Origin of the sequence: Methanofollis formosanus (genome assembly GCF_019633745.1) — an archaeon.
In the GTDB taxonomy this organism is placed as follows: Archaea; Halobacteriota; Methanomicrobia; order Methanomicrobiales; family Methanofollaceae; genus Methanofollis; species Methanofollis formosanus.
In genome coordinates this window covers 1078863-1097119 of sequence record NZ_CP037968.1, presented here as the reverse complement: position 1 = coordinate 1097119, position 18257 = coordinate 1078863, and the positions used below count along the sequence as shown (strand labels likewise).

At 60.1% G+C, this 18257-nt stretch carries 18 protein-coding genes and 1 tRNA gene; 10 read left to right on the top strand and 9 right to left on the bottom strand.

Annotation, left to right across the window (positions count from 1 at the left end; all coding sequences use genetic code 11):
* The first annotated feature begins 4 nt into the window (after window positions 1-4).
* Window positions 5-79, top strand: a tRNA-Pro gene (locus E2N92_RS04950).
* Between the two features lie 22 nt (window positions 80-101).
* Window positions 102-959, top strand: coding sequence for a damage-control phosphatase ARMT1 family protein (locus E2N92_RS04945; protein WP_220682584.1), 858 nt, complete (start codon window positions 102-104; stop codon window positions 957-959).
* Here E2N92_RS04945 and E2N92_RS04940 read toward each other — a convergent pair.
* On the bottom strand, window positions 956-1657 hold the full coding sequence (locus E2N92_RS04940) for a tetratricopeptide repeat protein (RefSeq protein ID WP_220682583.1): 702 nt from the start codon (window positions 1655-1657) through the stop codon (window positions 956-958). The two genes, E2N92_RS04945 and E2N92_RS04940, sit on opposite strands and share 4 nt — an antisense overlap.
* A 1079-nt stretch (window positions 1658-2736) precedes the next feature.
* Here E2N92_RS04940 and E2N92_RS04935 point away from each other — a divergent pair.
* Both E2N92_RS04935 and E2N92_RS04930 read left to right on the top strand, forming a co-directional pair.
* A complete protein-coding gene (locus E2N92_RS04935) occupies window positions 2737-3195 on the top strand; it encodes an NfeD family protein (RefSeq protein ID WP_220682582.1) in 459 nt (152 codons plus the stop codon).
* A complete protein-coding gene (locus E2N92_RS04930; RefSeq protein ID WP_220682581.1) occupies window positions 3195-4268 on the top strand; it encodes an SPFH domain-containing protein in 1074 nt (357 codons plus the stop codon). The genes E2N92_RS04935 and E2N92_RS04930 overlap by 1 nt, the downstream gene beginning before the upstream one ends.
* A 547-nt stretch (window positions 4269-4815) precedes the next feature.
* On the opposite strand, the gene E2N92_RS04925 is transcribed toward E2N92_RS04930, so the two are convergent.
* The gene (locus E2N92_RS04925) at window positions 4816-6129 is read right to left on the bottom strand and encodes a site-2 protease family protein (RefSeq protein WP_220682580.1); all 1314 of its coding nucleotides are present in this window, start codon (window positions 6127-6129) and stop codon (window positions 4816-4818) included.
* A 297-nt stretch (window positions 6130-6426) separates the two neighbouring features.
* On the opposite strand from E2N92_RS04925, the gene E2N92_RS04920 reads away from it, so the two are divergent.
* The 4 genes from E2N92_RS04920 to E2N92_RS04905 are packed head-to-tail and all read left to right on the top strand — an operon-like array spanning window position 6427 to window position 10721.
* Window positions 6427-7098: a TasA family protein gene (locus E2N92_RS04920; protein WP_220682579.1), complete on the top strand. Its 672-nt coding sequence runs from the start codon at window positions 6427-6429 to the stop codon at window positions 7096-7098.
* Between the two features lie 30 nt (window positions 7099-7128).
* Window positions 7129-7629 (top strand): signal peptidase I, encoded by a 501-nt coding sequence (locus E2N92_RS04915; RefSeq protein WP_220682578.1) that lies wholly within the window; start codon window positions 7129-7131, stop codon window positions 7627-7629.
* Window positions 7630-9648 (top strand): DUF2341 domain-containing protein, encoded by a 2019-nt coding sequence (locus tag E2N92_RS04910; protein WP_220682577.1) that lies wholly within the window; start codon window positions 7630-7632, stop codon window positions 9646-9648.
* Window positions 9649-9650: 2 nt separating this feature from the next.
* Window positions 9651-10721, top strand: a complete 1071-nt coding sequence (locus E2N92_RS04905; RefSeq protein ID WP_220682576.1) for a hypothetical protein — start codon at window positions 9651-9653, stop codon at window positions 10719-10721.
* On the opposite strand, the gene rnhB is transcribed toward E2N92_RS04905, so the two are convergent.
* Window positions 10718-11353, bottom strand: a complete 636-nt coding sequence (rnhB, locus tag E2N92_RS04900) for a ribonuclease HII (protein ID WP_220682575.1) — start codon at window positions 11351-11353, stop codon at window positions 10718-10720. The genes E2N92_RS04905 and rnhB overlap by 4 nt on opposite strands.
* Window positions 11354-11407: 54 nt before the next feature.
* Between rnhB and E2N92_RS04895 the strand changes: the two genes are divergently transcribed.
* Together E2N92_RS04895 and E2N92_RS04890 are read left to right on the top strand one after the other, a co-directional pair.
* A complete protein-coding gene (locus E2N92_RS04895) occupies window positions 11408-12076 on the top strand; it encodes a potassium channel family protein (RefSeq protein WP_220682574.1) in 669 nt (222 codons plus the stop codon).
* Between the two features lie 875 nt (window positions 12077-12951).
* Window positions 12952-13158 carry a hypothetical protein gene (locus tag E2N92_RS04890; RefSeq protein WP_220682573.1) on the top strand — a complete coding sequence of 69 codons (207 nt, stop codon included), beginning with the start codon at window positions 12952-12954 and terminating at the stop codon, window positions 13156-13158.
* 41 nt (window positions 13159-13199) lie between these two features.
* On the opposite strand, the gene E2N92_RS04885 is transcribed toward E2N92_RS04890, so the two are convergent.
* From E2N92_RS04885 to E2N92_RS04860, 6 genes are read right to left on the bottom strand one after another with little or no spacing between them, the layout of a single operon-like run.
* Window positions 13200-14399: an NAD(P)/FAD-dependent oxidoreductase gene (locus E2N92_RS04885; protein WP_220682572.1), complete on the bottom strand. Its 1200-nt coding sequence runs from the start codon at window positions 14397-14399 to the stop codon at window positions 13200-13202.
* The gene (locus E2N92_RS04880; RefSeq protein ID WP_220682571.1) at window positions 14389-14568 is read right to left on the bottom strand and encodes a 4Fe-4S binding protein; all 180 of its coding nucleotides are present in this window, start codon (window positions 14566-14568) and stop codon (window positions 14389-14391) included. The genes E2N92_RS04885 and E2N92_RS04880 overlap by 11 nt, the downstream gene beginning before the upstream one ends.
* An 11-nt stretch (window positions 14569-14579) precedes the next feature.
* Window positions 14580-15857: an energy-coupling factor ABC transporter ATP-binding protein gene (locus E2N92_RS04875; RefSeq protein WP_220682570.1), complete on the bottom strand. Its 1278-nt coding sequence runs from the start codon at window positions 15855-15857 to the stop codon at window positions 14580-14582.
* An 8-nt stretch (window positions 15858-15865) separates the two neighbouring features.
* The gene (cbiQ, locus tag E2N92_RS04870; RefSeq protein ID WP_220682569.1) at window positions 15866-16648 is read right to left on the bottom strand and encodes a cobalt ECF transporter T component CbiQ; all 783 of its coding nucleotides are present in this window, start codon (window positions 16646-16648) and stop codon (window positions 15866-15868) included.
* A gap of 44 nt (window positions 16649-16692) precedes the next feature.
* Complete coding sequence (locus E2N92_RS04865) at window positions 16693-16983, bottom strand: energy-coupling factor ABC transporter substrate-binding protein (protein WP_220682568.1); 291 nt, start codon at window positions 16981-16983, stop codon at window positions 16693-16695.
* Window positions 16980-17675: an energy-coupling factor ABC transporter permease gene (locus tag E2N92_RS04860; protein ID WP_220682567.1), complete on the bottom strand. Its 696-nt coding sequence runs from the start codon at window positions 17673-17675 to the stop codon at window positions 16980-16982. Before E2N92_RS04860 ends, E2N92_RS04865 begins: the two co-directional genes overlap by 4 nt.
* Window positions 17676-18257: the final 582 nt, after the last annotated feature.

Below are 18257 nucleotides of genomic sequence, written 5' to 3'. Positions count from 1 at the left end.
CATTGGGGTCATAGGGTAGCCTGGACCATCCTAGGAGACTGGGGGTCTTCTGACCCGCGTTCGAATCGCGGTGACCCCATTTCTTTGTTTTTGGTGTTTTTATGAAATTTCAGCCACGGTGTACTGATTGTCTCCTCTCGCGAGTCGTCTATGAGGCGGGCCTGGTGCTCGATGATCCGGCGCGGATCACAGCGGTGCGGGACGCGGCGGCCGAAGTCCTTGCATCCGGCCGGGAGGCCGGGATGGCGGCTCCGGTCATTGCGAGCGCCGTTCACCGTTGCGCCTACGAGATGATCGGTTCGGACGATCCCTATCTCGCGCTCAAACAGGAGAACAATGCCGACGCCCTCGCCGCCGCGGCGGTGGTCGGGCCGCGGCTCTTGACCTTCAGGGACTATGTCTGCGCGGCGGTCCTCGCCAATACCTTCGACTATGGTGTCCAGTCCCATCAGGTGACCGACGACTTTCTTGCGTTCTTTGATGAAGAGTTCTCGCAGGGTCTGACCATCGATGAGACCGATGCGATCCTCTCTCTCTGCGACCGGGTGGTGTATCTGACCGACAACTGCGGCGAAGTGGTCTTTGACCGTCTCCTGATCCGGTATCTCAAGGACGCGGGAGCCGAGGTGACCGTCGTGGTGAGGGGCGCTCCGATCCTCAACGATGCGACGGTCGAGGACGCCCGTGCCCTCGGGTTGGACGCGCTTGCCGACCGGGTGCTGACGACGACGGCCGGCGAGCGCGAGCTCGGGGTGAACCTGGACGTGGCCCCGCCTGAACTGCTCGACGCCCTTGACCGGTGCACGCTGGTCATCGCGAAGGGAATGGCAAACTACGAGTCGCTGACCGAGTACGACGACTTTCCGCCGGTCGCGCATCTGATGGCGGTCAAGTGCGAGACGATCGCGGAGATGGTCGGTGTGCCGAAGGGCTCGCGCGTCGCCCTTCTCAGAGATTAAATCCTCCGTTTTTTCTGTGCTTCCCTGTACCTCCCGGCGACTGCTCTGACGTTGGGATGTTCCGGGCAGAGTTCGCAGGCGCGCCTGCAGAAGATGGCGGCATCATCGAACCGTCCGATGTTCATGAGCCGCGCGGCGATCTCGGTGATGAGGTCGATGTTCTTCGGGTCGAGCCGGCACCCCCTGGCGAGGTAGCCGATCGCTTCCTGATCTGAATCGGCGGTCCTGGCAAGGTAATACATCAGTTCGGGCTGATCGGGTTTGAAACGGTAGGAGGTGAGAAACGCATCCTTTGCCCTTGCTTCTTCACCACGATGATAACAGGCGATGGCGTGGCCGAGCCAGGCATCGCCGTCGTACCGGTTGAGGGTGATCGCGGCGAGAAAGGCCTCGTCGGCAGGTTCGTATCTCCGGAGTTTGAGGAGGGCGGTGCCGAGGAGGATGCACCCCTTGAGGTTTTCCGGTTCGGCGGTTGCGGCTGCAAGGAAACATTCGTACGCGTCAATATATTCTCCGAAGGCCATCAGGACCTCGCCTTTGCCGATCAGAAAGTCCGGGTGGTCGGGTACGGCCTTGAGGGCGCGGTCGAAATACGAGAGGGCCTCCTCGTATTCGTGCATCGAGAGGTGGGTGACTCCTTCGTGGTACCAGCCGAGGGCATACCGTTTCTGTATCGGGATCTCACGTATCTTGCTCACCTGCTCGCCAGAATAATAGATCCAATTTATATTATTTATAAATTTTCTGAATTTAACATTTTATTGATATTATTATTGTTGATTTTAATTGTTTTTATGGGATTATTATCGGTTTCGTTTGCTTTTATGGCTCTGTAGAAATCATCCGTTTTTCATCCACCCAGACCGCCTGTGAACCGAATCCGTTGCCGTTCCCTATGAATCACGCCGGGAGGTGTTGCCTCCCGGACCCCTCACGACGAAGATAACCGGGGGGCGGCAAGGAGGTGGTGGCCCGAGGTGGTGCCCTGCTCCGACGAATGAGCATGGATCCACACACCCTGGAGACCAACGAGAATTTTCATCGCGTATGCTTGAACCCGGGTTCATGGTGAATTACTATGAAAATGATCCTGACGATCCTCTCCTCAGGTTTGCATGAGCGTTTGAACTTGCCATATCCCTTTGAAGCCGATACGCAGAGGATAGAATATTCTTCTGATGGATCGACCGCCCCCATCGTCGAGATTTCCCTGCCATCTCGCCCCGGGAGGTGTTGCCTCCCGGACCCCCCATGATGAGGATAGGTGGGGGCGGCGATTGCGTGAGGTCTCTACGAGTACTCCTGTCTTGAAAAAGAGCGATCAAGCGACGAGAAATTTTCATCCCGTATGCTTGAGGCAGGCGCTCGCCTCATGAAAAATTCTACAAAGCCGGGGGTTCCTCTCATGATCGGGCAGGGGAGACGGAGCCTGAGGATCTGAAGGACACGGTGCGGTCCCTTCTTCTCTCCAGATGCGGGGGTTCGGGGGGTGGCCAGCCTCCGGGATTGATCTCAAGAGGGGGGATTTCGAACATGCATCATGTCACCACATCCGAAATCCGATAACGATATCAGTATCAGGGTGATTTTATGAGTGTATGGGGACGACCGGGGAGTATCTGCGGGAACGAATAGATGAGATTCAGACGGCCGTGATCGTGGGATCCCCATTCCCCATCTATATGGCTTCATCTACATTCTATACCTTATATGCTCTATTATGAGTCCTATTCTCTTGATTGGGCATCTTTATATCTTGAGGGACCAATTTCAACCCATGGAAGTGCTGGGCATCTCTATCGGATGGATCCTCATCGTCCTTGGCGCCCTCTTTCTCTTGATAGAAGCAACAAATCCGGGCTTTTTCATCGCGGTCCCGGGTACGGTGATGATCATCCTCGGAACCCTCTTTGTACTCGGGGTCGATGTCTTCGGCTCACCGATCGGTGTCATCGCGGGAGTTGTCACGGCTCTTGCTGCTGCAGCGGTAACGGTCTGGTTCTATTCCCGGATCACCCCCGATGAGAATCCCCCCACAACCCTCAGCCGCGATTCGGTCATCGGGCTTGAAGGGCTGGTGACGAAAGAGGTCGAACCCGAGAGCATCCGCGGCAAGGTCGCGATCGAGGGGGTCGAGTGGAGTGCCCGCTCAGTAGACGGTATTATCCCGGCAGGGACGAAGGTGGTTGTCGTGCGTTCCGAGGGGGTGCACATTGTGGTGGAGGAGATGAAATAATGGTACTTGAAGAGATCGTCAGCAATCTCATCACGATCTTTCTGATCCTGGTCGTGATCTATATCATGTCCAAGGGGGTCGTGATTGTCCAGCCTTACGAGCAGGGATTACAGATCCGGCTCGGGAAATATATCGGGCGATTGAATCCCGGTTTCCGGTGGGTTTTCCCGGTCATCACCGTAGTAGAGAAACTCGACCTCAGGACCCTGGTGATGGACGTCCCCTCGCAGGAGGTGATCACCAAGGACAACTCGCCGACCAATGTCGATGCGATCGTGTATACTCGTGTGGTCGACCCTGAGAAGGCGTTCTTCGAGGTCTCGAACTATGGGATGGCGACGGTCGCCCTGGCCCAGACCAGTCTGAGGGGGATCATCGGGGACATGGAACTCGACGAGATCCTGTACAACCGGGAACTGATCAATACCAAACTCCGCGACATTCTGGACCGCGAGACCGATCAGTGGGGGGTGAAGGTCGAGCGGGTGGAGATCAAGGAGGTCGATCCGGTGGGTGCGGTCAAGCAGGCGATGACCGAGCAGACCGCGGCCGAACGTGAGCGGCGTGCGGCAATCCTCCGTGCCGAGGGTGACAAGCGTTCCGCAATTCTCCGTGCCGAGGGCGAGCGGCAGTCCATGATCCTCCAGGCCGAGGGCGACCGGCAGAGCAAGGTGCTCCGTGCTGAGGGCGAGCGGCTCTCGAAGATCCTGCAGGCGCAGGGCGAGGCCCAGGGGCTGCGGATCCTCTCCCTCGGGTCCAGACCGCTGGACAAGAAGGCGATCACGGTTCTCTCGCTCGACGCCCTCAAACAGATGGCCGAAGGGCAGGCGACGAAGATCATCTTCCCGTTCGAGGTTTCGAGCCTGGTGAAACAGAGCGCGAAGTTCCTCGGGGCGACCGAGGAGATGCCCGAAGAGGAGGGAGCGGAGGCGGCTCAGGCCCTTGACGAATCGATCCTCGGCGGGATCCCGAGCCCTGAGGAGGTCGATATCCTCCTTCGTCAGCTCGAGGAGAAGATCGAGGAAGGAGAATCGATCGAGGAGCTGAAGTCAGGAAAGAAAGAGTTAGACTGATCTTTTTCATTTTTGCTCTTTTGAATCAGGGATGAAGCGGGAGCATGCCTCGGGCACGCCGGATGATGTTTGTTTCGGGGAGCTCCCCCGCGTGGGGATAGATCCGCGACCCCTTTCCTTGCGACCGGACAATAGGGAGGAACGCCATTCAATAATCGCCCCGCCTCTCCGCTGTCCGTGGGGTGTTGCCGGGGGCGCTGCCTCCGCATCCCTGGATGGCGATGGGGGAGAAGGCAGGGCTGAACGAACGGTTCCAGTTGGACTGACACCGCCCCCAATCGCGGCGATTTCCATGCGTTCTCCCCGGCCATATGGCCCCGCCCCGGCGGTCGGGGGGCTCAGACATTACCTTCGCTCATACGGGCCGTCAGAAGGCGGGACAAATCCATGATATTGTCTGCGTTTCGTGAACGGACCCCATCTGGTTTGATTCCCGGATCTCTTCAATCCTGGCCCGGATCAAGTGCCCGGATCCTCAAATCCAGGTCGATACGGGCGTATTTTCCTCAGGTCAGGGCCGCCGTCGGGGGGTGACACCCCCCTTCCCTCACGGCCGGTAGAAGACCATGATCCAGATCGTCGTCGCGATGAGGGCGAAGAAGGTCCAGGTGATGGCCGACATGATCGTCTGCGAGTATCGCTTCAGTCCCCGCGGTTCGAGGACGCGGTCCAGGCCTTCCTTGAGGATGTATCCGCCGTCGAGGGGGAGCATCGGGATGGCGTTGAAGATCCCGACGTTGATGTTGATCCAGGCCATCCAGAAGAGGAGGTGGATCACCTCCCAGAAGAAGGGGAAGGGGACGGTGAAGAACTGGATGTCAGGCGAGGGCGAGGTGAGGATCAGGAGGTGCTGTCCGATGACGGGGTTGTAGAGGTGTGCGAGGGGGATCGAGATGAAGAGGAAGAACCCGGGCACTGAAAGGACGCTTGCGGCGGTGTTGGTGACGATCTCGGGCTGGTAGTAGTAGATGCCCATGTACCCGCTCTCCCGCGGTCCGGTCTGGTCGGTGATGCTCTCCGGCCAGGAGTCGAGGGTGAGGGAGTATGCACGTTCGGTTCCGTCGTTTTCCAGGACGAGGTCCAGGGTGTCGCCGGGTCTGGTGGTGTTGAGGACGGCGGCGACGTCTGCCGGTGTCGAGACGTCGATGCCGTTCACTTCGGTGATGATGGCGGGCGTCGGGAGGTCGGCGCGGTCGGCCGGGCCGTCCTGGTAGATGCCGTAGACCACCGGGGCGGTCGTCGGCACGACCATGCCCATCAGGAATACGAAGAGGACGATACAGATCGCGCCGAGGACGATGTTGTTCGTGATCCCGGCACCGTACATCCTGGCCTTCGGCATGCCGGTGGTCTTCTCGACGTCCTCTTCGTCGGGTTCGACGAAGGCGCCGATGGGGATGACGGCGTAGAGGAGGCCGGCGCTCTTCACCTTGATGTCCTCGATCCTGCAGAGGACGCCGTGGCCGCATTCATGCACGAGGAGGGTGACGAAGAAGGCGAGCCAGACAGCGACGGTCGAGGGGATGAAGGGGTTGAGGCCGGGGATGAGGAGGACGGCCTGGGGTGCGAGGGAACCGCCCTGCTGGTCGATATTGGTAAGGGTCAACTGGAAGGAGAGGACGACCATGAGCGCCATCCCGATGGATGCCAGCACGACCATCACCACCCCGAAGGTGCCGTAGGCGCGGAGGAATCCTGAGATCGGTTTGAAGAGGTCGAAGAACCCGACTCTGGACGTCCTGATCATCATGATCGGGCCGTAGAATGATATGTGCTCGCTGAAACGTCCGGTCTTCAGGACGTATGCGGCGACGGCGATGTAGATCGCGAGGAGCAATGTGAGTACCAGTACCCAGTCCATCTGAAGATACTGGTAGTTGTCCCTCTCTGATTAAAGTACTGGCCTCCTGACCGGGGCCGCCGGCGCTGTCAGGGATTGCAGGGGGGCGGGTGTCGTGCCTGAACTTTTGTGACGGCCCTGCGATCATGGTGCCGATTTTTTCGACATCGGTTCCGGCGACTGTGCAGGGGCACGGGGCAGGGCGATGTTCTGTTGCCTTCCGGTGATGATGTTTTTCTGCAAAGGCCACGATAAAGGTTATGAGAATGTATTTATAATTTGAATATATCTTATGATCGTACATATAAATGTTAGGTGATGGGATCCATGGATCAAACGAAAAAAATTATTTTGACGGCTCTTGGGATGGCTTTGATCGCCTTCTTCATCGGAGGGGGCACGTACGCGTACTTCAGCGATGTTGAGATGGCTCAGAATAACAACTTCACGGCCGGGACACTGAACCTGTGGGTTGGACAGTATGACCCCTGTAACGAGAGTGTGACTATTAATCCTCTCAAACCCGGGGATAGTGGCATCACTGCCAACTGGACCCTGCGTAACACCGGGAATATTGCAGGCATCTTCAATGTCTCGATGGGTGCGGTGACGGGTGACGAAGGTATTTCGACTGAGCCTGAGGGAGAGATGACGAACGGTTCCACTGTTGGACTTGAAGATAAACTGAGAGTCGCTCTCTGGATTGATGTGGATAATGATGGAGTATGGGAATCTGGAGACCAGTACCTTGACAGTGCAGGTAATATTCGAAATTACTCCGCTGGGGACCCAGACCTCCCAGAGGCTGCCTATGATGCTCTGGATACCTTTGGAAATCGGTCATGGGACGATATCAAAACTGCTGATGCAGACTCTGCCTTTGGCTATTTCAGGATCTCCTACGATCTCCCCCCTGAGACCGGCAACGAGGTCCAGGGCGACAGTTGTTTGTTTAACATCACGTTCAGGCTGAAACAGCCACAGCCGTAAAACCGGACCCACACAGCAAACAACTGATCAATGGCAGAAATAGGAAAGGCGCCGACCGGGCGGCGGGGGGTGCTCCTCCTGCTCCTGGTCGTGGCAGCGGGTGCCATACTCCTTGCGGCGATGGGGGGGTGGCGGGTGGACACCGTGCTCTCGGGGAGCATGGAGCCCGCGATTCCTGTCGGCGGGGTGGTGGTCACGAGGCCGGCGGCGGCCTCGGAGATCGGCGCGGGCGAGATCATCACCTTCCGTGAGGGCGGCCACCTCACCACCCACCGCGTCGTCGAGGTCGTCCCCGGCCCGCCGCGTGCCTTCGTGACGAAGGGCGACGCCAACGAAGATCCCGACCCCTCGACGGTGGCGGCGAAGGACGTGGTCGGCGTCGTCGTCCTTCATCTCCCCTTCCTCGGGTATCTCAGCCACTTTATCCGAAGCCCTCCGGGATTCGTCCTGTTGATCGTCGTCCCCGCCTGTCTCCTCCTCCTGACCGAGGCTGTGTCGCTCCTGCGACAGGTCGGAAAGGGGGGGGAGTAGTTGGGATCCGGTGTGCGGGGCGTCAGGCTGGTTATACTTTTTTTCCTCGCCCTTGCACTCTGCACTGTCCCCTTCGGGGAGAGTGGGTGCGTCTTTGTTGACCGTGAGAAGACCGGGCCGATCACCTTCGAGGCGTGGTGCTCGGAGTGTCGGATCTGGACGACAGAGGATGACTTTGAGGTTTGTGTGCGTGAAGATGTCGATGTGAACTCGCAGCCCGGGAATGTGACCCTGGTCACGGAGAGTATCGGCACACCGGTCGAACCCATGGCCTCGGTGGGGACCGGTTATTGGAGTTCCTGGTCGGAACCCGGGGCGACGTCGTACGCGGCGGGAGGCGATGCCGTCCTGCCCGCTTTTGATCAGGATGTGGATCATCGTGATGCATCCCCAGACCAGTTCGCCGATCAGGATCGTGATCCGGGTTTGAACGCGACCGCCCTGAACGCCTCGTCGGTGGATGTAGAGAGAGGGAGTTTGAAAGTACCGGATGATCTGGTCGATGAAAATGAGAGTGGAAACGGTGAAACCTCTGGAGTTGTTTCCACTTCCAATGAACTTCAGGACCATGAATCCATTCCGGTCGCGACGGCCGGCGCGAATGCAACGGCCGCGAACTTCACCACCGTGGACTCTCTGTCGGGGGACGGTGAGGCATCACCTCTCAACTGCACTGCAGGGGAGGAAGAAGGGGACAACGACGATCCCATCGAGGTTGCGGGAGAGAACAAGAGCACAGAGGGATTTTTCCTTTCTAAAACACCGGACGGAGTCTCCGCCGATGACGACGACCCCCCCGGCGGTGCAATGGCTGCAGGAGGTGGGACCTGGAAATATTGTGCGCCGATCACCATCACCAACCCCGGCGACGTCGCACTTGATGACTATCAGGTGAGGGTCGAGGTGCCGTATCAATGGGGTATGCAGCATGATTTTAGGGACATCAGATTTACGGATGATATCACGGGCCCTCTCCTCCCACACTGGTGTGATGGTTATTCCTTGTTGGGTTCTGCAGTCTTCTGGGTGCGGGTGCCGTCCATCCCTGCGGACGGGACGACCATCTATCTCCACTATAGGAATAATGCTGCAGAGAGTGCGAGCGATGGAGAAGCTACCTTCCTCTTCTATGATGACTTTGAGGATTACATTGTTGAAAATTTCCCGAATGGATGGACAAAGGAGGGAAATTTTGATGTTAGGGTAGTAAATAACGGAGGGAGCAAAGTACTGAGAATAGACGATAATACAGGCGAACGGGGTTATCTTTATCGGGACGATCAGAATTGGTCGGATGTTGCTGTCAGGGAACGATTCAAGTTTGATCCTTCTTCTACATTCTTAGAGACAATCCGGGCAGGTGTCATTGCCCGGTTTGTAGATGGTGAAAATTATATTTCTGGACCGGTCAAAAAAGAACCCCCTTGGCAGAATTCAGCCTGGGTCGAGGGTTATGTTGGGGGTCAACACTGGTTTGATGAACCGTTGGAAGTGCCGGGAGGAGCAACTGGTTGGCATACTGAGGAACTCGGCCTCTTCGGGCAGCGGGCTGATCTCTATATCGATGATACACTTTTGAAAAGTGTTCATCTACCTGCTGATACACCTTCTTCTGGTAAGACTGGTTTCTTTGTTCAAAAATGGTCTGGCTACAGAGACGAACACATCGTCCGTCGCTACTCACCGGTGTATGAGGGGGGCCATTATCTCTCGCCCGGCACCATCACCTCAGACGTCTTGGACACCACTGCCAACGACTCAAAGTGGGACTCCCTCGCCTGGACTGCCAGCATCCCCGCAGAAACCAATATCTCGTTCGAGGTGCGGGCCTCCAACGCTAACTTTTCATATAACAACGCGACCCTTGCCTGGACGCCGGTAGGGAACATTTCCCCGGTAAGCACAAATCTCCCCTCTAGGCGCTACCTCCAGTGGCGGGCAAACCTCTCCACAGACGACACCACTGTAACCCCGGTCCTCCAGGAGGTACGCGTCTGGTACACGCCAGGAGGGTACTGACCGTGCGGGCCACCACATATCTCCTCGCCGCAGTCCTCGTCATATCCCTCGCGACCCCCGTCTTCGCCGCGGAGATCGACCTGGTCGTCGACAAGGGGGCGTCCCTCTCCTGGAATGAGGAAGGGATTAAACCCGGAGAGGAGGGGGAGACCGTCGTAACCCTCAGAAACGCCGGGAGCAGACCCGGCACCCTCTCCCTCTGGGTGAGCGGCCTCACCGAGAGCGACGGCGGTGGTGACGGCGCCGCCCTCGGCCGCTACCTCTTCTTCACTCTCTCGGGGGAGCGGCTGGAGAGCGGAGTAACGTTCCCGGCGAACCTTGCAGCCTTCCCGCACGGGCCTGACGACCGGAATACGATCGGGATCTCCAGGCTCGATGCCGGGGAAAGCGTAAACCTCACCTGGCACTGGGAATTTCAGGAGATCTACAAACCCCAGAACGACGCCCAGGGGGATGCCATCTCCTTCGAGGTCACCTATCTCCTCACCGAGATCCCCGGTCCTCCGTCGCCCCCGGGGCCGGGAGGCGGCGGGGGAGTGAATCCGCTCCCATCCCTCCCGGTCGAAGAGGACGATCGACCTGAGAATGAGAGCTGGGAGGAGGACCGGCCCACCGTCTCGCCGACACCCGGTTCTCTCCCGCCGTCGACCACCAGAGGCCGGGGCCCCATGTTCCACTGGATCCCTGCCCTCCTCGGCATCGCCCTCCTCGCGTACAGCCACAACCGGGCGTCGTCCCGCGGCATGCTGCCGCAGGGATCGGAGCGGGAGACCCTTGTCGGGATGCTCATGGTCCTGGCCGGCGCCGGGGTTGCGGTCGCCGAAGTCGGCTATCCGGGGCAGACCGGTCCGGGAGGGTATTACCACGCCCTTGCCGGGACGCTGGCCGCGGCCATGGTCTCTCTCGTCATCGCGTCCTATTACACCGACAGAGGGCGATTATGGCGGTTGCGCCGGTCTGAACTCTACCCGCACCGAACCGTCAGGACGATCACCCTGCTCCTCTTGATCACCCTCCTCACCGGGGTGCTGATCGTGCTCACCGGCTGGGTGGCCCCGGTGCTTACACCCTAAAAATCGCCGAGACTCGTCTGCCGCCGCCGGTCGAAGAGCCGGGCCACGGTCTCCCAGCTCGTGCGGGCGAAAATGGGGGCGGTGCCGTGTCCCGCGATATAGTCCTTGAGATAGGCGATCGTGACTTTGTCCGAGGGGTATCCGCTCCCGATCGCACCATACTCAACCCTGAGGTCTTCGAGTGCCCGGTCCCTCGTTACTTTGGCGACGATGCTTGCGGCGCTCACCACCGGGAAGAGGGCGTCGCCGTGGTGACGGGCGACAACCTCGCAGCCGTCTCCGACAAGGGCGGCGACCTTCGAGCGGTACCGCTCCTCGTCGACATCGCAGGCGTCGAGGAAGGCCTGTCCGGCCCCCAGGCTTCTGACCGCCTCGGCATGGGCCCTGACCACCAGGTCGTTCATCGTCATCTCCTGCCTGAGGCGATCGATCTCGGCCGCCGGGATCTCGACCACACGCCAGGGGAACGACCCCGTGATCTCGGCATAGAGCGCCTCCCGCCGTTTGGGGGTGAGGGCCTTCGAGTCCCGCACCCCAGCGGGGAGGTCCTCTTCGGCCTCGCACCCGACGACTCCCACCACCATGGGACCAAAGACTGCGCCCTTTCCTGCCTCGTCGACGCCACAGATCATGGGTGATAGGTTGGATGCACAAGCTATTTCAAGCCGGGGGCGGCAAACTGGTGTGTGTACATCATCATCGTTGGTCTCGGCGGGATCGGGAGAAATCTGACGGCGATATCGGCAAATCATGGGAACAGCGTCGTTGTCATCGATCAGGACGAGACGAAGTGCAACGACATCCTGGAGCACTACGACGTGCTTGCAATCGCCGGCGACTCCACCGACAGTTCGGTCCTCGACGATGCCGGGATCGAACGGGCGCAGAGCCTCGTCGCAACGACGAGCGATGATGCCGTGAACCTGATGACCTGCTGGCTGGCAAAACGTTTCAAGGTCCCAAACGTCGTCTCCATCGTGAACCAGAAGGAGCACTCCGCCCTCTTCAAGGAAGTGGGGGTGAAGATCAGCGAGAACCCGGACGAACTCGTGGCGACTCGCCTCTACTACTGGGCCGAGAACCCGAACATGCAGCAACTCGCCTCCATTCCGGGCGGGACGATCTTCGAAGTCGTGGCAGAGGACGATGCGCCGATCATCAACCACGAGATCAGGGAACTTGAGGTGAAGAATTTCGTCTTCATCGCGATCAGGCGGGCGGGCGGCGAACTGATCATCCCGAGCGGGGACGTGAAGATCCGGCCCGGCGACGTCATCACGGTCTTCACCAAGAAAGAAGCCGAAAAAGAGTGCATCGCCATTCTCAACCGGCAGTTGAAGAGCCCGAAGGCCTGAGACGCCGGGAGGTCTCTTTTTTTGGCTCTGTAGAATCGGGCCTGAACCCCCTGCTCAAGCATACGCGATGAACATTGCTCGTCACGTGCTCTCTCTCTTTTCAAGAGAGGAGAATCGGCGGGGATCGTGTTCCGTCGCCGCCCTCACCGATCTTCGGTCCGTGGGGGGGCCGGGGGGTGAAACCCCCCGGCGCGAGATGGCAGAGAAATCTCGACGATGGGGGCGGCCGATCCATCAGAAAAATTTTCTATCCTCTGCGTATCGGCTTCAACGTGATATGACAGGTTCAAACGCTCATGCAAACCTGAGGAGAGGATCGTCAGGATCATTTTCATGGAGCATATCCCAGAAGTATCCGGGGCTCGATCAATCTCGAGATCGAAACTCTTCTCAGCGATGATTCCTCTGCCTTCCTCGCTTCAATCACAATCCCGGGGATTCCTGGGGCGCCGCCCCTGTCGTGATGAATGGGAGAAGGCGTGATGATCCGATATACCGCCCACAGAGAGAAGAAAGAATGGTTCCTTGTCCTCTTATGCCGGGGGGAGACCCCCCGGACCCCCCCCACGATGAAGATAGGGGCGGGGCGGCAGCAATCTCTTGAACGAAGCCGTACTTCAGAAAAATCTTCAGGTCACATAGCAAGGCCGGAGAGTTTTGGGATGACCTCATAGTAAACCATCCTCTTTTCATCACCTCAACCCCCCTGTGACCTTCATCCATCACCTCCCCTCATGCTCACGCCGGGGGCTCCGCCCCCGGACCCCCGGGATGAAGATTGGGACGGGAAGGCGGAGAGATGACCATGAAAGGGGGGTTGCAGTCCGCCGCCTATCTTCGCTCGGGGGGACCGGGTTTTTTTCCCTCGGTGCGAGATGACAGGAAAGGTTCCTGCGATAAGGGCGGCGGATCAGATCGCCGTGCCCCCCGTCCTCGCACCGGGTGCTCTCTCGAAGGTCGCAGCTCCCGGACCCCCCGGCATGGTGATGGGACCTGGAAGGCAGAGAAAAAAAGTCCTGAAGAGCGTATGGCAGTTGCCGGTTCTATCATTCGCGCTCAAGAACTTTTATTCAAAAAAATAAGCCGGGAGCCGGATCCGGCACGTACCCGGGCACCGGTTGATCTAATGTTTGAGTGCGTCTTTGAGTTCTCTCAGCTCAAAGAGCATCTTCGGGTTTCTCTTGATCAGTTCCAGGACGAGGGCCTTGACCGAGAACTCGGCGAAATCGATGTTTGCGATCGAATCGGCGAGGTCGTTCATCTTCTCGTCGGAGAGTTTGATAAAGAACTCCTTGACCTTGTAGTTGCGCTCGAGGTTCTGACCCATCTTCGAAGCCCGCCACTCCACGTCGTACGGCATCAGCGCTGCTTTCGAGGTGTCGCCCGCGGCGATCGCCTTCGCCGCCACCTCTGCCGCAAGTCTGCCGGTGATCATCGCGTTGCCGATCCCGCCGCCGGTGATCGGGTCGACGACCCGTGCGGCGTCGCCGATGATCATCAGTCCGTCTGAGACCGTGCAGTCGATGGGCCGGCAGACCGGGTCGCCGCCGAAGATGCACTCGATGATCTTGCCGTCAGGGAAGTGTTCGGCCATAAAGCGGTCGAGATAGTCCTTGGCACGGTTGCCAGGCATATTCTTCGAGGCCGGGATCCCGATCCCGACATTGGCGCTCCGCTCCCCCTTTGCAAAGACCCAGAGATACCCCTGCGGGGCGACCTCGTTGCCGAGGTAGAAGTCGTTGGAGGCCGGGTCGATGTCGATGTCGGTGACGAGATACTGGACGCAGCTCATCAGTTCCTGTACCGGGACGGCCGTCTCGATCCCGCACCAGCGGGCGAACTTCGACTCCACACCGTCGGCGGCGATGGTGACCTGCGCCCTGACCTCCTGGCGCCTGCCGCAGGACTCGACGACCGCTCCCTTCAGGATGCCGTCCTCGATGATCGGTTCGACGGCCCGTGTCTTGACAAAGACATCGGCACCGGCTTCAGAAGCCTTCCAGACCAGTTCGCGGTCGAAGAACTTCCGGTCGAGGACGTAACCGACCTCCGCCCCGGCCAGGTCCTCCTTGAGCTGGATCTGGGTTCCGTCGGGAGCGACGATCCGGGCGCGTTTGATGTCCGCGGAGATCCAGCGCGGGTCGGGCTCGAGGAAATCGGTGAGGAGTTTCTTCCCGATCCCCTCAGCACACCTGACCGGGGCACCGATCGCCGGTCTCTTCTCGATGAGACAGGCCGAGAGCCCCTTCCTGGCGGCGGTCCACGCTGCGACGGCGCCGCCCGGTCCGCCCCCGATGACGAGGACGTCGTACTCAGACTTCATTGATGACCTCCAGGGCCCCGAGCGGGCACGCCTTCGTGCAGATGCCGCAGTTGATGCAGGTCTCGCTGTCGACGGTGAGGTATGCGTCGATCAGTTCGAGGGCTCCTTCAGGGCATACAGAGACGCAGGCACCACAGTACCCACATATCTCCCGGCGAATATTGAGCATTGTACTCAATATTATCCCGCCATTCCATTAATATTATCTTCATGCCCGGAGTGCCGGTGGTCAGGGACGATCTCATTATTGCTGCGTTTCTCCCGGCCTTCCGTCTCGCCTCCGGCCTGCTCCTGAGGATCTCTTCCGACGGTCCTGACCCCGATCTCCCGCCCGCTTTCTATGGCATAGGCGGCGATCCGCTCGCGGGTATGGGCGACCATCCCACCCGCGGTGAGGATGAGCGAGTCCTCACCGGCGACCGCCCGCAGGAGGCACTTGTCGATGACGCCGTAGGTGAAGTCGGGGATGATCCCCTCCTCGGAGGCCCGTTGTTTCGCCCTGGTGCCCATCGCCCCCACCCGGGCGACGGTGCCGGAAGCGAGGAGGGTGTCGAGTGCGGTGCTATCGGTCCCGGCGGCGTCCCAGATAGAGATGGTGCCGCACCTATCCTGATATCGCCGGCCGCCGGCCAGACTCTCGACCAGGTCGGTGAACGCAAGGGCGCTGCGGGGCGGTTTCTCACCGTTGAAGAGACCTCGGTCGGAGAGCTCCCGGTACAGATCCATCACCGCAGGCGGTTTGAGTCTGGCCTGGTGGAGGAGGGCGGTGTCGGAGAAGATCGTCTCCGGGCTCCCGTGCCTCAGCACTGTGCCGCTCTCCATCAGCACCACTTCATCGGCCCAGCGGTAGGCGAGTTCGACGTCGTGGGTGGAGAGGAGGACGGTCCGGCCTTCGTGGTTCAGTTCGTCCAGGAGGTCCATCACCTCCTCGGCGGTGGCCGGGTCGAGGGCGCTGGTCGGTTCGTCGAAGACCAGCACCTCAGGCTCCATCGCGAGCACCCCCGCGATGGCGACCCGCTTCTTCTCCCCTCCTGAGAGGTGGTGGGGCGGGCGTCTCTCGTAGCCGTTCATCCCGACCTGGTGAAGGGCCCGGTCGACCGCCTCCTTGATCTCGTCCTTTTCCATCCCGAGGTTGAGGGGGCCGAAGGCCACGTCCTGCCAGACGGTGGGGGCGAAGAGCTGGGCGTCTGAGTTCTGGAAGACGAGTCCGACCTTCCGCCGCACCTCCCGGAGGGATCGGGCGTCGTAATGCACCGGTACCCCGCCGACCCGCACCGCGCCTCTCGTCGGCCTGAGCATCCCGTTGCACATCAGAAGGAGGGTTGTCTTGCCGGCGCCGTTCGGGCCGACGAGGGCGACTTTGCTCCCTTCTCTGACGGCGACGTCGATGCCGCGGAGGGATTCGGGGCGGTTGGGGTAGGCGAAGTGTACGTCCTGGAATTCGATTGCTTCTCTCATGGTCGTTCTCAGAATGGCTGTACGCCTCCGGTCAGGAGGGCGATCGCACCGGCAGCGGCGAGGTACACGGCGACGCCGGCGGTGCTCAGGGGCGAAGGGCCGTCACCTCGCTCATCGAGGGCGAACTTCCCGTCATAACACCGGGCGTCCATGGCAAGGATCAAATCTTCCCCTTTCTCCCAGGCCCGCACGAAGAGCGCTCCGGCGAGCATCGGGAAAGAACGGAGCGAGTTCCTGAACCCGGCGTAGCCGTGGCGGATCTCCTGGGCGTTGTGGGTAGCCACTGCCTCGCCGATGAGCATGAAGATGAAGTGGTAGATGAGCATGGCAAGGTCGACGAACTCGGCAGGGAGCCTGAGCGCCCGCATCACCGCGAAGATCTCGACCATCGGGGTGGTGAGCGCGATGAAGAAGAGGGAGCACATCCCCCCGAAGGTCCGGGCCAGGACCAGGGCGGCCTGGTCGGCGCTGCCGGTGGTGGCGGTGAGGGTGATCCCACCGACGGGCAGGGCGAAGAGCGTCTCTCCCCCGCCCTGGAGAAAGAGGATCACGCCTGCGGAGAGGACGGCGAAGGAGAGGGGGATGGTGAGGAGGGTCGCGTAGAACCTCCCCGGTATCCGGGCGAGGAAGACGGTGATCGCCGCCATGGAGACGGCGATGAAGAGCGGGGCGACCGGCCCTGTCGAGAGGATGCCGACGATGATCGCCCCGCCGCCGAGGACGAGTTTGAGCCGGGTGTCGACGTCCCGCAGGGCGTTCTGGTGGGCGTAATCGTCCAGGATATTCTCCATCTTCCTCTCCTGTTCCTTCGCCTTTTTGCATAAAATGGGTAGTTTCAGGTATTGATCCGCCGTCCGCGGTAATAATACCCGAAGAAGAACCCGATCACCAGCGCCCCGATCGCGGCCTGGAGACAGAAGAAGAGCGACTCGATCTCGCCGCTTGCAGGTTCGTAGATGGGGTCGGCCCAGGGTTCGTACTCGGTGCCGGTCATCTCGTTGATGATGTCGCCGGCCTGGCCGTCGGTCCCGCCCCACTCGTGCTCGCCGGTGTTCAGGACGATGACGAATGATCCGGCGAAGAGGAGGATGAGCGCAAGGACGGTAAGCTCCATGGCGTACTTCATGCCCTCGCCCCCTGCAGGCGTGCGGCCACGGCGTCGGAGAGCACCCCGAGCCTGACCAGGATCTCGGAGCGGACGTCGATGATGTACTTGAAGGTCAGGGCGATGACCGCGCCCTCGATGATCGCGAGGGGCACCTGGGTGACGGCGTAGACGCCGGCGAAGGCGAGGAAGGAGGTGACGAACCCGCCGGCCTCTGCCGGGAAGGCGAGGGCGAGCTGGGCCGCGGTCACCACATAGGTGAAGAGGTCGGCGAGGGCGGCGGCGAGGAAGACGGTGAGGTAGGTGTTGAGTCCGACCTTCTGGCCCCCCCGGTAGACCGCATAGGCAAGGAGCGGGCCGGCGATCCCCATGGAGAAGAGGTTCGCGCCCAGGGTGGTGAGGCCGCCGTGGGCCAGGAAGACCGCCTGGTACAGGAGGACGATCAGCCCGAGGATCGAGGTGATGAAGGGGCCGAAGAGGACCGCCCCGAGCCCGGTGCCGGTGGGGTGGGAGCAGCTCCCGCTCACCGAGGGGAGTTTGAGCGAGGAGAGAACGAAGATGAAGGCGCCTGCGACGGCGAGGAGCGGGAGTGCCTCTCTCTTCTCTCTCATCAGTATTCTCAGTTGGTACATCCCGTAGACGACGAACGGGGCGGAGACCAGGAACCAGAAGAGGCACCAGGCCGGTGGGAGGAATCCTTCCATGATATGCACGATCTCACCATTCACAATTTTTTTTGACTTAGTGAAAGATTATCGTACTTCGTGTGCGGTCATGCTATTTATCCTGCGCTGTCGGTCGGGATGGCGGGTTCCTCTCAGGTATGAACCTGGACCCTCGTGCTACGGTTGGATGGGGACGCGCGCAGGGAGGAGGGCAATCGCACTCGCACCGGAGATGCCGGCCTTCGGTGGTGTGATCTTCTGAAAAGAGGTCGTCCCTCTCCCATCCGGCTTCTATCCTCGGGGTCATGACAACGGGAAGGCATGATGATCAGTGTGCCGTCCCCCTTCACCGGATCTGTTCTGCCATCTCGCGAGAGGAGAGGGTGGGGGACGGCACGCGGTAGTGTGATCCCGCTGAGAACTGATCGGCACTCTGCCGTCCCGGATCTATCCCCGGGGTCATGATACCAGGACGGCGTGATGATCAGACCATGCCGCCCCTCATCACCGGATCTGTTCTGCCGTCTTGCGAGAAGATCGTACGGAGGGCGGTCGGGGCGCGTGATCCCGCTGAAAAAGATCGCCTCTTTTCCGTCCCGCTCCAATCTTCGGGGTCATGAATGCGAGACA